This window comes from Daejeonella oryzae DSM 19973 (assembly GCF_000422945.1).
Taxonomy (GTDB): domain Bacteria; phylum Bacteroidota; class Bacteroidia; order Sphingobacteriales; family Sphingobacteriaceae; genus Daejeonella; species Daejeonella oryzae.
The window spans coordinates 411,650-424,972 of the sequence record NZ_KE383964.1; the positions used below are offsets into that span (position 1 = coordinate 411,650).

14 protein-coding genes are annotated in these 13,323 nt (G+C 37.2%); 11 read left to right on the forward strand and 3 right to left on the reverse strand.

The features are described 5' to 3' along the window. Positions 1-281 precede the first annotated feature (281 nt). The 4 genes from xth (at position 282) to G521_RS0115015 (ending at position 5,549) form a co-directional block, all read left to right on the forward strand. Positions 282-1,058 carry an exodeoxyribonuclease III gene (gene xth / locus G521_RS0115000; protein WP_026899247.1) on the forward strand — a complete coding sequence of 259 codons (777 nt, stop codon included), beginning with the start codon at positions 282-284 and terminating at the stop codon, positions 1,056-1,058. Between the two features lie 319 nt (positions 1,059-1,377). Beyond that, on the forward strand, positions 1,378-4,551 hold the full coding sequence (locus G521_RS0115005; RefSeq protein ID WP_026899248.1) for a chemotaxis protein CheB: 3,174 nt from the start codon (positions 1,378-1,380) through the stop codon (positions 4,549-4,551). Positions 4,552-4,692: 141 nt separating this feature from the next. Continuing rightward, complete coding sequence (locus G521_RS0115010) at positions 4,693-5,061, forward strand: iron chaperone (protein WP_026899249.1); 369 nt, start codon at positions 4,693-4,695, stop codon at positions 5,059-5,061. Positions 5,062-5,132: 71 nt separating this feature from the next. Further along, positions 5,133-5,549: a DUF1801 domain-containing protein gene (locus G521_RS0115015; protein WP_026899250.1), complete on the forward strand. Its 417-nt coding sequence runs from the start codon at positions 5,133-5,135 to the stop codon at positions 5,547-5,549. Between the two features lie 71 nt (positions 5,550-5,620). Here the strand turns inward: G521_RS0115015 and G521_RS0115020 are convergent, their stop codons facing one another. Further along, positions 5,621-6,427, reverse strand: coding sequence for a DUF1206 domain-containing protein (locus G521_RS0115020; RefSeq protein WP_036679467.1), 807 nt, complete (start codon positions 6,425-6,427; stop codon positions 5,621-5,623). Positions 6,428-6,762: 335 nt separating this feature from the next. Next, positions 6,763-6,918 carry a lmo0937 family membrane protein gene (locus G521_RS18200; protein WP_155975826.1) on the reverse strand — a complete coding sequence of 52 codons (156 nt, stop codon included), beginning with the start codon at positions 6,916-6,918 and terminating at the stop codon, positions 6,763-6,765. A 217-nt stretch (positions 6,919-7,135) separates the two neighbouring features. On the opposite strand from G521_RS18200, the gene G521_RS0115030 reads away from it, so the two are divergent. After that, the gene (locus tag G521_RS0115030) at positions 7,136-8,806 is read left to right on the forward strand and encodes a sodium/sugar symporter (RefSeq protein ID WP_026899252.1); all 1,671 of its coding nucleotides are present in this window, start codon (positions 7,136-7,138) and stop codon (positions 8,804-8,806) included. A gap of 137 nt (positions 8,807-8,943) precedes the next feature. Here the strand turns inward: G521_RS0115030 and G521_RS17920 are convergent, their stop codons facing one another. After that, positions 8,944-9,555 carry a PAS domain-containing protein gene (locus G521_RS17920; protein ID WP_026899253.1) on the reverse strand — a complete coding sequence of 204 codons (612 nt, stop codon included), beginning with the start codon at positions 9,553-9,555 and terminating at the stop codon, positions 8,944-8,946. A 235-nt stretch (positions 9,556-9,790) separates the two neighbouring features. On the opposite strand from G521_RS17920, the gene G521_RS0115045 reads away from it, so the two are divergent. The 6 genes from G521_RS0115045 (at position 9,791) to G521_RS0115070 (ending at position 13,309) form a co-directional block, all read left to right on the forward strand. Continuing rightward, positions 9,791-10,462: a hypothetical protein gene (locus tag G521_RS0115045; protein ID WP_026899254.1), complete on the forward strand. Its 672-nt coding sequence runs from the start codon at positions 9,791-9,793 to the stop codon at positions 10,460-10,462. Between the two features lie 102 nt (positions 10,463-10,564). Next, positions 10,565-11,158 (forward strand): hydrolase, encoded by a 594-nt coding sequence (locus tag G521_RS0115050; RefSeq protein ID WP_026899255.1) that lies wholly within the window; start codon positions 10,565-10,567, stop codon positions 11,156-11,158. A gap of 23 nt (positions 11,159-11,181) precedes the next feature. Next, entirely contained in the window at positions 11,182-11,793 is a 612-nt protein-coding gene (locus G521_RS0115055) for an alpha-ketoglutarate-dependent dioxygenase AlkB family protein (protein ID WP_026899256.1), read from the forward strand. A 154-nt stretch (positions 11,794-11,947) separates the two neighbouring features. After that, the gene (locus G521_RS0115060; protein ID WP_026899257.1) at positions 11,948-12,571 is read left to right on the forward strand and encodes a hypothetical protein; all 624 of its coding nucleotides are present in this window, start codon (positions 11,948-11,950) and stop codon (positions 12,569-12,571) included. A gap of 7 nt (positions 12,572-12,578) precedes the next feature. Beyond that, complete coding sequence (locus G521_RS0115065; protein WP_026899258.1) at positions 12,579-12,887, forward strand: winged helix-turn-helix domain-containing protein; 309 nt, start codon at positions 12,579-12,581, stop codon at positions 12,885-12,887. An 83-nt stretch (positions 12,888-12,970) separates the two neighbouring features. After that, positions 12,971-13,309, forward strand: coding sequence for a hypothetical protein (locus tag G521_RS0115070; RefSeq protein ID WP_026899259.1), 339 nt, complete (start codon positions 12,971-12,973; stop codon positions 13,307-13,309). Positions 13,310-13,323: the final 14 nt, after the last annotated feature.

Sequence of the window (13,323 nt, forward strand, 5' to 3'; positions counted from 1 at the left end):
AATTCAAAGATTCTTCAACACTTCTCCGAATTGCTTTTTCAACTGCAATATTTAAGAATCTGCAGGCAGTTTTCAAATCTTTTTTAACGCTAATCCTGTGAGGCCGGTCAAAAGTGCTCCGTAGGAATTTCAGGGTTCATTTGATAACAATGGCGATACTTTACAATCCTCTTCAGGAAAGAAACCTGATAGAAATGTTCCATGTCTTGAAAATCAATTTTTATCCATATTCTGCTAAACAAAATATAAAAATGAACCTTAGATTTAAATAAATATTAATCATGAAAATAGCTACATACAACGTTAACGGAGTTAACGGACGGCTTCCGGTATTGCTTCGCTGGCTGGAAGAAAGCGCTCCTGACGTAGTTTGCCTTCAGGAACTGAAAGCACCGCAGGAAAAATTTCCTGAACAGGCTATTCTTGATGCAGGATATAAAGCTATCTGGCATGGACAAAAAAGCTGGAACGGTGTAGCAATTCTTTCAAAAGACGGTGATATTGAAGAAGTTCATCGAGCCCTTCCAGGTGATGATGAAGATACGCAAAGTCGTTTTATTGAAGCCAATGTCAATGGTATCAGGCTTGTCTGCCTGTATTTGCCTAATGGAAATCCAGCACCCGGACCGAAGTTTGATTATAAGCTTGACTGGTTTAAACGTCTTCAGCTTCATTCCAAAGAACTTCTTTCACTGGATATTCCTGTGGTTCTGGCCGGAGATTTTAATGTGATGCCTGCGGAAATAGATGTGTATAAACCGGAACGCTGGGTTAATGATGCACTCTTCCGCCCCGAAACTCGTGCTGCTTTTAAAGAATTGGCCGAACAGGGATGGACGGATGCAATCCGGAAGCTTTATCCGGAGGAGATTATTTATACTTTTTGGGATTATTTCCGTAACGCATACGGACGAAATGCCGGTTTGCGCATAGATCATTTTTTGTTAAGTCGGCATTTTGATGAGCGGTTACGGGCTGCCGGTGTTGATCGACATGTTCGGGGATGGGAAAAAACCAGCGATCATGCGCCGGTTTGGATTGAATTAGGAGAAGGCTAGGAGCTGTCAGTCAGGTTAAGAACAGTGCTGAACTTAGACGCCAGCATTGATATTTATAATACTCAAGAGTTTAAATTGATTTCAGTCAGTTACGGGTTTTACATGAAAAGAAATTGCAATCCGTAAGCACAATATTCTTGCTGGCAGATGAATCAGGAAAGTAAATATTGCATATTCAGAGCAAATTGATATTTATTTGCTTTTGAGGTCTTCAAAAGGATTTGATGTACTGTTATTATTTAGTGGTATGTTTGATAAGACATTTTTACACATCTTTTTGCGAATTCTCAAAGTGGACTGAAGAAGTTTTTAAAATACTATGTTAGTGACCGAACCACACCACATCATTGCTATTGGCGCCTCTGCCGGTGGAATGGAAGAGATAAACACCTTTTTTGATCATACACCCTTAGATGGCGTTTCTTACGTAATTGTACAGCATTTATCTCCGGATTTTAAAAGCAGGATGGTCGAATTACTCGCCAGGCATAGCAAACTTTTAGTTAAGGAAGCGAAAGATGGAATGACCGTAATATCTAACCAGGTTTATTTAATTCCCAATGATAAATTTATGACCATCCGTAACTGGAGGCTATATTTAACAGATAAGAATGAAGAACCAGCCCCTCATTTAACCATTAATAAATTTTTCACTTCTCTTGCGGAATGCAGCGGAAGCAAGGCTATAGGGATCATTCTTTCAGGCTTAGGTTCTGATGGAACTAAAGGCATAATAGATATTAAAAAAGCGGGGGGGATGGTTATGGCCCGGAATCCCGAAACCTCAGAATTTGGCAGCATGCCTTCCAATGCCATTGCTACAGGGATGGTTGATTTTGTTATGGAACCCCAATTAATGCCCGATGCGATTGAAGATTATGTAATGAACGAAGGTAAGATAGATGCAAATACCAAGGATGATGACAAAAATCTGGAAGATATTATTAATTTAATAAAAGAGCGCCTGCCCCTTGATTTTTCAGATTATAAAAAATCAACTATTCTACGACGAATTAAAAGAAGAGCATCTTACAATAACTTTACTAATCTGTCCAGCTATTTCCATTTTCTGAATGAAACACCAGATGAAGTGGCTACCCTGGCGCAGGATTTTCTGATCAGCGTAACTTCATTTTTTAGAGATAAAGAAGCATATGAAATGCTTCAAAATAAAGTATTACCTGATTTACTTGATAAGTTAAGTAAGGATGAAGAATTAAAATTATGGGTAGCGGGTTGCGCTACCGGGGAAGAGGCTTATTCACTTGCCATACTTTTACGCGAGCAGTTAACCGGTAAATTTAAAGATGTTGTAGTAAAAATATTTGCAACGGATATTGATAACCCGGCGTTGGTTCATGCCGGAAAAGGTATTTATACTTCAGGAATCACCAAAGATGTTTCTCAGAAAAGGCTTGACAGATTTTTTATAAAAGAAGGTGAAAGCTACCGGGTTAAACCAGAGATCCGTAAGATGGTGATCTTTGCTCAGCATGACCTGGTAAAAAATCCTCCGTATTGCAATATGCATTTTGTAAGCTGCCGGAATCTGCTTATTTACATGACCCCGATTCTGCAAAAAAAAATATATTTAATGCTGCTCTTCGGACTTAAAAAGGATGGTTATTTATTTTTAGGCTCCAGCGAAAACCCGATGCCTATTATTCAAAACCTGGAAGTAATAGATAAAAAATGGAAGATTTATAAAAATCTGGAATCTAACCGGGTGGTACGTTTTGATGCATTTTCTTTGCCTCTGCTGATTGATAAAAAGCAAACTCTTTCATCACCCTCAAGGGAAGATTCTTCACAAAATGTAAATACGGTGGAGGAAGCAGTGAATGGAGTTTTGGTCGAACAGCTTGATTCCCTGGTAATATGTATTGATGAAAATAATCAGGTTGTTAAATCTTATGGCGACACTACCAAATATCTTCTTCAGAAGAATTTTAATTCTAACTTAACTGAGCTTTTACCACGACCACTTGCTATAGCGTTTAATACGCTTAGTAAAACTGCTGTAGAATCAGGCAAAAAAGCTTCCGTTTGCGGGATAAAAATTAAACATGATAAACTGGTTATTAAAGTCTGTTTGTCGATAAATCCTCTCATCATTAAAAAAGGAATGCAAAAATTCCGGATGGTTACTCTTAGTGAAGATAAGTCTCTGGTCGCAACGCAACATGAAGAGGCTGTATTTGATGAAAAAATTTATTTAGATCAATATGTAATAAATTTGGAGGAGGAATTGGTTGATTTAAAAGACAAACTTAATTCTACTTACCTGCAGCTGGATGCTTCCAATGAGAATATGCAATCCTTTAATGAGGAACTGCTTTCTGCAAATGAAGAGATGCAAAGTACCAATGAAGAAATGCAATCTGTAAATGAGGAGCTGCATACCATTAATGCTGACTACCAGCTAAAGAACAAAGAGTTACTCGAATTAAATGACGATCTGAATAATTACTTCAGAAGTAATGTAAACGGGCAGCTATTTGTGAACAATGATCTGGAACTGATGAGATTTTCTCCGGGAACGGTAAAGCAGATTAATCTCCTGCCATCGGATGTAGGCAGACCTTTAAGTAATATTTCTACCAATATTAAATTTGAAACTATTTTGGAAGATATTAAAAAGGTTCTTAAAGAAGGAAGCATCATTGATAAGGAAATTGAAACTGATGATGGGAAATGGTACCAGATAATGACTATGCCTTATCTTCAACAAGCAGATAATAAGGTCACAGGTGCTATCATAACTTTTAATGACATCACTAAATTGAAAAAAACCCAACTTGAGCTGGACAAGAAAAATGAAAGTTTGCTTCGTATAAATGCCGATCTGGATAATTTTGTATATGCGGCTTCTCATGATCTTCTGGCACCACTTAGCAATATAGAAGGAAGTATTGCCGTGATGAATAAGATAAAAGTAACCGATCCGAAGCTTAATGAATTTTTACAGGTTATCAATTCATCTGTTAAAAAATTCCGAAATCTGGTAAAAGATCTCTCTTCCATTGCCAAATTAGAAAGTGGAATGATGATTACAGAAATGGTTGACTTAAATGAATTAATTAATGACGTTGAATGGAGCTTGGAGAATAAAATTAAAACATCGGATGTTGAGATTAGCAGAGACCTGCAGGTTAAACAACTTCCATTTTCCAAAAAGAATTTAAGAAGCATTATATATAATCTGATTTCAAATAGCGTTAAATTTAAAAGAGAACAGCCTTGTACTATTCACATTAGAACTTTCAAAGAGGGAGATACTGTAATCTTATCAGTAGAGGATAATGGAATCGGAATTCCTAAAGAAAAATTAGGTGAAATTTTTAATATGTACGGCAGGCTCCAGCTCGATATAGAAGGACAGGGAATTGGCTTATATCTTGCAAAAAAATTAATAGATTCTACCGGAGGAAAAATTGTTGTAGAGAGTGAACAAGGTATAGGGAGTAATTTTAAAATTTATTTTAATGCATAACTACAAGCCCGGGAAGTAAATACTTCCGATAATCTCAGTACTTCCTAACCTAATTAGCAATTTGCTACAGCCGGAATTTCATAAATTATTAAAGGGTGATAAACTTATTAAGCGATCGATCATTCATATTGATTTAATTTTATGAACGCCATAGATCAGTACATCAGCAAATTTCCGGAAGAAACTCAGGTACTTCTGGAAAAAATCCGGGTTGCAATTCAGACAGCAGCACCGGCAGCGGAAGAAACTATTAAATATCAAATGCCCACCTATGTATTGATGGGAAACCTGGTTCATTTTGCGGCATATAAAAAACACATCGGGTTTTACCCCTCACCTTCAGCAATAGTGAAATTTAAAACTGAAATCTCAGGCTTCCGGAATTCAAAAGGGGCCGTTCAGTTTCCGCTTGATAAGGAAATCCCGCTTGAGCTGATCTCTAAAATTGTAAATTTCAGAGTTCAGGAAAATCTGGAAAAACATGGCTCGAAAAAAATCTTAAAAACTTAAAATTATCTTCATCAGATTAATGATTGTTAAAAAGCAGAGTAAACTAATCAGGATAAATTATTAAGTTGAATATGGCCGACATTACAAAACAAACCGAAAAACAACTTGTAGCAGATTACTTCCGCAGGCTGAATCATCCTTTAAAAACCATTGTGCAGGCTTTAAGAGAAATTGTTCTTTTAACAGATACAGAGATTGCGGAGCAAATAAAGTGGAACTCAGCCTGCTTTTATTACAATGGAGAAATGACAGCCTTTAATCCTAAAGAGTACAAAAGAGATATTGTGGTTTTTAACCTTTATAAACAAGATTCAGTCTTACTCGTATTTCCAACCGGAGGAATTGTAAATGATTCAACCGGTCTTTTAGAAGGAAAATTTAAGGATAGCAGAAAAATTGCCAAATTCGGAACCTTAGAGGATGTGAAAATGAAAGAAAAAGATCTGCAGTTTGTAATCAGAGAATGGCTGAAATTGGTGGAGAAATAATTAAAAAAATCCCGGGGTTTATGTTCGCACTGCGTGTAAAATCAAATCAAAATTAAGTTCTGATTAAATGATTAATTGAAGTTTTCGTACCTGGCCCTGATAAAATTGAAAGTCCCGTAACAGATTAAACCCAGTCCAACCGCCGCCAGCAAATATGTTCCATAAGCAGCATTTTCAAGAAAACTGAAAGCTTCGGAGGTATCTCCTGCTTCCGATGAATTTGAATGGATGGCAGCATTGAAGAAAAGCCATGCAATAACCAGCCAAACAACTCCTCTTGCTACATATCCAATCTTTCCGGCCATTAACAGGATTTCCTTATTGCTGCTGTAAGAAGCTTTTTGAGCATGTTTTTTGTATTTTTCTGAAAGTCCGTACCAAATCTGGTAAACACCAACAGCAAGCAATATTGCCGCACCTATTCCCACCATCCATTGTCCGAAAGGTTTTGATAAAAGTTCCTGGGCCAGATTCTGCTGATCATCTCCGGAACCAGAAGGTTTGGATAATAAAACCTTTATTGCAGCTACCGCAACTGATCCGTAAACCAGGCCGCTAAATAAATATCTGGCTCTGGAAGACAGGCCTTTTGCGTCGCTGCCTTTCTTTTCAGTATCGCCCAAAGCTTGCATAATGCGCCATAAAGTATAGCTGATTAATCCTAAGGCAATAATAGCCAGCATGATTTTTCCTCCCGTTTGCTGGTATACAAAATCAAAAACTCCGGATTTATCGGTATTCTCTGCTGAGCGGCCGTTGATATTGAATGCAGCCATAAAAGCAAGTGTGCCCAACAGGCAGTAAACAATTCCTTTAGCTGTTAACCCAGCCTGTGCAATAGGTTTTTCCCGGGATTTAAGTGTTTTAGTTATTGACATATTGCAAATAAAGAATTGAGTAATGAAAATGAATAACGTGTTGATTCAATTTAGCTAATTAAACTACGGCACATACTATAACAACCACAATAGAGATTGTTTGAAAATAGAATAAATTGAAAGTTCTAATCAGTTATTATTCTACAATAAGTAAAAGCTGTTGAAGAGATTTTTAAAATGTTAAATAGAATAATCATTACGGTCTGTATTTAAGATTTCAATGATTTTTGTGATCCTGATATTCTATTCAGAAAATTTTACCGGAGCGGTAAAATTTTAGGATAAAAAAATCCGCTTTAAAAATTTTAAAGCGGATTTTTAAAAGGATTTAGTGATTAAACTCTTCCTCCACGTATTACTCTCAGCAAGATTGCGATGATAGCAATTACTAAAAGAATATGAATCAGGTTTCCGCCGAATGGAGAAACAAATGATCCGAAAATCCATACGATGATTAAAATTACTGCGATTATGTAAAGTAAGTTGCCCATGATTTTTTTGTTTTAGTTTATAAATTCTTGTTCAAAACTACTTATGCCAAAATCATTCCATGATTTTTGACCTGCTTAAAGAATTTTAAATAAAGCTTCAGGTATTATCTTTCATTACACACTTAATCTATTGACATATAATTAGATAATATTTGTAAAAAAGAATTAATTTTAATTTCAATGCAAAATTAATTACGATATTCTTTAGCATTTAAATATGAACAGACTTAGCACCGCCGATTATGTTGTTTTCCTGATCTACTTCATTATTGTAGCTTCATACGGATGGTGGGTTTATAAGCAAAAGCAATCTAAAAAAGAAAGTTCAAAGGACTTTTTCCTTGCTAAAGACAGTCTTACCTGGTGGGCTATCGGCGCTTCTCTTATAGCATCAAATATTTCAGCCGAACAATTTATCGGCATGAGCGGCTCAGGTTTTAAAATGGGTTTGGCCATTGCCACTTATGAGTGGATGGCAGCATTTTCCCTGCTGGTAGTTGCCGTGTTTTTTATTCCGGTTTACCTCAAAAACAAAATTTATACCATGCCTCAGTTTCTGAATCAGCGGTATAATTCAACAGTATCCATGATCATGGCAGTTTTCTGGCTGTTATTATATGTAGTTGTTAACCTAACCTCCATTTTATATCTGGGCGCATTGGCCATCAACAGCATTTCGGGTATTAATTTAACTGCCTGTATGTATTTGCTGGCAATTTTTGCAATTGTTATTACCCTTGGCGGGATGAAAGTAATCGGATATACCGACGTGATTCAGGTGTTTTTTCTGATATTGGGAGGTTTGGCCACTACTTACCTCGCTTTGGATCTGGTAGCTTCACATTTTGGTTCATCAGGAGTTTTAAACGGGTTCAATTTATTAACAGAAAAGGCCAATGATCATTTTCATATGATCTTTAAAAAGGAAAATGTCAATTATTCTGATCTGCCCGGATTAAGCGTGCTGATAGGAGGTATGCTCATTGTAAATCTTAACTACTGGGGCTGTAATCAATATATTACTCAAAGAGCCCTGGGCGCTGATCTGCAAACTGCAAGAAAAGGACTGTTATTTGCAGCCTGTTTAAAATTGCTAATGCCCTTAATTGTGGTAATCCCGGGTATTGCTGCGTATGTACTATATCAGGAAGGAAATTTCCAGAATGAGATGCTTCAGGGTGCTGAAGTAAATCCGGACAGAGCTTATCCTGTATTGCTCAACCTTCTTCCCGCAGGTTTAAAAGGACTCTCTTTCGCAGCTTTAACCGCCGCAATTGTCGCATCTTTAGCCGGTAAAGCCAATAGTATTGCCACTATTTTCACGCTTGACATTTACAAAAAGATTATTAATAAAGAGGCCAGTGAAAACCGTCAGGTAAATATTGGCCGGATCACCATTATTGTCTCCCTGTTGATGGCAATCCTGATTGCGCCTTATCTTGGAATTGATAAAAAAGGAGGTTTTCAGTACATTCAGGAATATACCGGATTTGTATCTCCGGGAGTCTTCGCCATGTTTATTCTGGGATTTTTCTGGAAGAAAACTACCTCCAATGCGGCGCTGTTCGCCACGATAGGAGGTTTTATTTTATCGGTCGTATTTAAGGTTCTCCCTAATTATACAGATTTATCATTTCTGGAACCAATGGGTTTTGCTGTTGCAAATGCAGAAGGGATTTATGAAATCCCATTCATAGATCGTATGGGTTTCGTTTTTCTTATTTGCGTGATTGTAATGTATTTCATCAGTGTATACGAAACGCGTAACGGAGCAAATCCCAAAGGACTTGAAATTGATAAAAGCATGTTCAAAACAGCACCCGGATTTACGGTGGGAGCTTTGATTGTACTTGGATTGATCGTTGCCCTGTATTCGATTTATTGGTAGAATTATAAAGGATGCCAGCGGGTTTAATACATTTAATAAGATTTCAGAATCTGATTATATAAAACAGAATTTGTTAATTCCGCTTCCTGTAATTTTTTTTGAAATAGAATACTTCATGTAATAAGCTTCAATCTAACTCAGGCATTTGCTTTATCTACGATGGTTTTTATTGCGACATCCAGCTCTTCGGCACTTTGCAGCATGAGTGAAATAACATTCCTTAGATTGGGGTCCATTTCCATGTGTTGTAAAATAAGTCCTAAGCCTAAAATATTGGCAACCGGTTTTCTGATTATGTGAGATTGATTGAATGCGATATCTCTTAAAATAACTTCTTTCTCATCCAGCGTTTTCAAAGATTCGGATAATACCATAGAGTTATTTCTGAATTCTGTGATGTCATAACCCAAACAAAATATTCCTTCCGGCTCTCCCTGCTCATTAATCATCGCTTTGTATTCCCATTGCGTAAACACAAACCCGCCTTTACCATCATGTTTGCGGATGGTGGCGGGAAAAACCTTTTCCGGAAATTCAAAGCACTGGGCTGAAACCCGGTGACAAATTTCGGTATCATCAGGGTGTATGGTTGTGTAATAGGGTTGTCCAATAATTTCGCCATGAATATTACCGAAAGCCCTTTTGTATTTGTTGTTAATGTATGAATACTTGCCCTCCATATTTGAACATATAATATAATAGAGCGTTGAGTTTTCCAGTAATTGCCTGGTTTCTGTAAGGTGGTTCATGAACTGTATTATTCTCCTGATAAATTATTAGGAGCAATGTATGATAAATTGATTTAATTGATGGAAACGATTTCCTTTAAGAAAAGTTTCTTAATTGTATTAAAAATAATTGATATGATGAATTTAAGCTTCCGGGATCTTTACCAGCTTTATAAATTTGAATTAGTTAAAGATATCGAGGATTTTTTAGCAGGTGCGAAAATATCTTTTTAGCTTGCCTGTTAATTTGATTGACATGTACAACAAACTTTATCCGATTTATATCTTTCTTGCTTTGGTTATAGGGGGCTGTAAAAATATTACTGAGCCCGGTCAGGATAAAGACTCAGTTCAGGTAAATAAACCGGTGGACAACCATCTCAATTCCGGGAGAAATTCCATCAGCGATAGACCAGATTCTATCTTAGTGAGTTCAAAAAACAGGCAATTGCTGGTTTTAACATCGGGTGCTTTACAGCTCGTAGATCAGCAGTCCGGATCTTCAAAAGAGTTATCATTCGGGATTCCATCGAAACAAATGATCGAAACTATTAGTAAAGTTCTTGGTATGAAACCTGCAAATTTAGGTATCAACCAGGAATGCGGTGCAGGCCCACTGCAAATGGCTTCATGGAGCAATGGCCTAACCCTGGTTTCGCAGAAAAAAAGAGGCAGTAGCGATTGGGAATTTTCTGGCTGGTACATGGGGGTGTCACCCGGAAGCTCATCAAAATTAACAACCATGGCTGGCATTGGCATTGGTTCTTCAAGAAGTGAAACGGAAAGTGCATATGTTATTGATGTATCTAAGACTACCCTCGGTTATGAATTCTCTACCACTTCAGGATTATACGGAATTTTTGACGGAAGCGGAAAAGATGCAAAGATTAGCAGTTTGTGGAGCGGGCTCAGCTGTAATTTCAGATAGATAAGGATAATTACTTATCATAGAATTTGAAACAATAATTAGATTAATGGATATGAAATTTATCCTTTATAATTAAAACTTATCAATCTTTAAACTTTAAACATGAATCTTCAGCTTAACCGTACTTCCTTTGGCGATCCTGCAAATTCCGGAAATGTTTTATCGCCCGAAGAGGCAAATGAATTATTAAACGAATGGGTTATTAATTCACGTTTGCAGCTTCACATGAAACAGGTGGGATCTCTGATGAGATTATGGGCCAAAGAAAAGGAGGGATTAAATGATGCCGATCAGTGGCGCTGGGAATTATCAGGACTATTACATGATGCAGACTGGGATCAATGGCCCGAACTGCACTGTAAAAAGATTATTGAAGAGCTGGAATCAAGGCAGGTTGATCCGGAGATTATTCATGCAATTGCATCACATGGTCCGGCTTATTTTGGCGTTGAACCTGTTACAAAAATGGATAAGATGTTGTATGCTTTTGATGAACTGAGCGGATTTATTCATGCATATTCTCTGATGCGGCCTGATGGATACGATAATATGGAGCTGAAAGGTGTGAAAAAAAGGCTGAAAGATAAAACCTTTGCCGCAAGTGTTTCCCGCGAAGATATAAGCGATGCTTGCCAAAAAGCCGGAATTCTTTTAGATGAGCTCATTCTCTTTGTGATTGAACGGCAAAAGGGTTAAATTTTCAGGTTAATATATTACAAATGGATTTTTTTGAGAATGAAGGTACTGAACCTTCAAATTTGTTGCCGGAAGGAGGCACCGTTTATTACTACGGAAGAATTTTAAATCCTCAGTTAGCCGACGTATATTATACTGCATTGCTTAACACCATTCAATGGAAGAATGATGAAGCAATTATTTTCGGGAAACATATAATTACTAAACGGAAAGCCGCCTTGTATGGTGACAGCCATTATGCTTATACATATTCTAATACCACAAAAATTGCTTTACCCTGGACTAAAGAATTGATTGAGCTCAAACAAATTGCTGAAGAGAAAACCGGCAGTACCTATAATTCCTGCCTGCTTAATTTGTATCACAGCGGAGAGGAGGGAATGGCCTGGCACAGCGATGATGAGAAATCATTGGGGAAAAATACAAGCATCGCTTCGTTTAGCTTCGGTGCTTCACGCAAATTTGCATTTAAAAATAAGCTGAGTAAAGAAGTAATCTCTCTTATGCTGGAGCATGGGAGTTTACTGTTAATGAAAGATTCTACCCAAAGTAACTGGCTGCATCGTTTGCCACCCAGCAAAAAAATAATCAGGCCAAGAATTAACCTGACTTTTAGAACATTCATGGGTCTGTAGGCAAATTTAAAATTGTAAAATTTCCACGCAAAAGCTAAAAGCGTTGTGGGTGGCAGTATGTTTTCCGAACAACAGATGCAGTACTTAAATAATTATAAAATTGCTTGGAAGTCAATAAATTATTTTTAGCTTTGTTATACAAAGTACTTTTAAAATGAGTCAGGAGCAAGACCAGTTAGCAACATTGCATGAGATCCGGAATATCATGGATCGTTCTTCACGCTTTATTTCATTGAGTGGCCTTTCTGGTATTGCAGCCGGATTTTCTGCGTTTATCGGTGCTGCTATTATCAAATGGTATCTGGTTACACATGAAATTGATTATTCCCAAACGCTTGGTCAGAACTTTACACGCGAAACTATTTTGTTTCTCATTTCGGTGCTGGTTCTCGTTTTTATTCTTGCACTTTCTTCGGCAACGTATTTTACCGCACGAAATGCCAAAAGAAACAATCATCGTATTTGGGACAGCAAGACCGAAAGAATGCTTGTCAATCTGTTTATTCCGCTTGCAGCGGGGGGGATTTTTTCTGCAGTTCTTATTTACCACAATCTGTTATTTCTTGTGGCTCCTGTCATGCTTATTTTTTATGGCTGCGCTTTATTAAATGCAAGTAAGTATACGCTCGGCGATATCAGATATCTGGGTATTTTAGAAATTATTCTGGGATTACTTGCAAGCTTTTTTGTTAGTTACGGATTAATAGCCTGGACAGTAGGATTTGGCCTGTTGCATGTAGTGTATGGTGCGCTGGTTTACTTTAAATACGAACGCTAAAATCGCTGTGAAAGATTATTTTGAAAATATAAATAAAGCCTTTGAGAGCAGGGCACGTTTGGGCATTATGTCGGTGTTAATGGTGGATGATAAAATAGACTTTAGTTCTTTAAAAGATGTCTTGAAATTAACAGATGGAAATCTGGCAAGCCACCTGCGTGCCCTGGAAGAAGCAAATTATTTACAGGTAGAAAAACAGTTTGTAGGCCGAAAACCAAATACAACTTACCATGCAACTGATAGGGGTCGGGAAGCTTTCAAAAGTCATTTGGATGCACTGGAACAACTTATTTTAAATAACAGGAAAGAAAGCTGATATTTTTTTACCTTTTAACTTTGCATTTCAAAGTACTTTTTATTGCTAATTGAGTTATTAAAAAAATAAATAAATTAAATGTCATGATACCTACAAAGAATTTTAAGACAAAGCCTGTTCATCCGGCTTCAGTGGGTAAACGAATGCTGCAGGGAGCAGGGGTCGCTTTACTTCTAATCTCAGTTTTCCTGATCTCGGTACGGGATATTGATGAGGATTGGTCAGAGCTATGGGTTGTTAAACCTCTTATTATAGTTTCCTTATCAGGTGCTTTAGGTGGTTTATTTTTTTATAACATGGATCACCTGCGTAATGAAGGTGCCCTGAGAAAAACAGTGGCTAATATACTGAGCCTGATTGTGTACCTCATTGTGCTGTGGCTCGGTATTGTGTTGGGGCTAAACGGTACTCTGTGGGATTAAGCGGAACTAATTAA

Excerpts from the sequence above, each read along its gene's own strand:
- G521_RS0115030 (WP_026899252.1), top strand. The coding sequence starts at position 7,136 with ATGAACAGACTTAGCACCGCCGATTATGTTGTTTTCCTGATCTACTTC.
- G521_RS17920 (WP_026899253.1), bottom strand. The coding sequence starts at position 9,555 with ATGAACCACCTTACAGAAACCAGGCAATTACTGGAAAACTCAACGCTC.
- G521_RS0115045 (WP_026899254.1), top strand. The coding sequence starts at position 9,791 with ATGTACAACAAACTTTATCCGATTTATATCTTTCTTGCTTTGGTTATA.
- G521_RS0115070 (WP_026899259.1), top strand. The coding sequence starts at position 12,971 with ATGATACCTACAAAGAATTTTAAGACAAAGCCTGTTCATCCGGCTTCA.
- G521_RS0115005 (WP_026899248.1), top strand. The coding sequence starts at position 1,378 with ATGTTAGTGACCGAACCACACCACATCATTGCTATTGGCGCCTCTGCC.
- G521_RS0115010 (WP_026899249.1), top strand. The coding sequence starts at position 4,693 with ATGAACGCCATAGATCAGTACATCAGCAAATTTCCGGAAGAAACTCAG.
- G521_RS0115050 (WP_026899255.1), top strand. The coding sequence starts at position 10,565 with ATGAATCTTCAGCTTAACCGTACTTCCTTTGGCGATCCTGCAAATTCC.
- G521_RS0115015 (WP_026899250.1), top strand. The coding sequence starts at position 5,133 with ATGGCCGACATTACAAAACAAACCGAAAAACAACTTGTAGCAGATTAC.
- G521_RS18200 (WP_155975826.1), bottom strand. The coding sequence starts at position 6,918 with ATGGGCAACTTACTTTACATAATCGCAGTAATTTTAATCATCGTATGG.
- G521_RS0115020 (WP_036679467.1), bottom strand. The coding sequence starts at position 6,427 with ATGTCAATAACTAAAACACTTAAATCCCGGGAAAAACCTATTGCACAG.
- G521_RS0115055 (WP_026899256.1), top strand. The coding sequence starts at position 11,182 with ATGGATTTTTTTGAGAATGAAGGTACTGAACCTTCAAATTTGTTGCCG.
- xth (WP_026899247.1), top strand. The coding sequence starts at position 282 with ATGAAAATAGCTACATACAACGTTAACGGAGTTAACGGACGGCTTCCG.
- G521_RS0115060 (WP_026899257.1), top strand. The coding sequence starts at position 11,948 with ATGAGTCAGGAGCAAGACCAGTTAGCAACATTGCATGAGATCCGGAAT.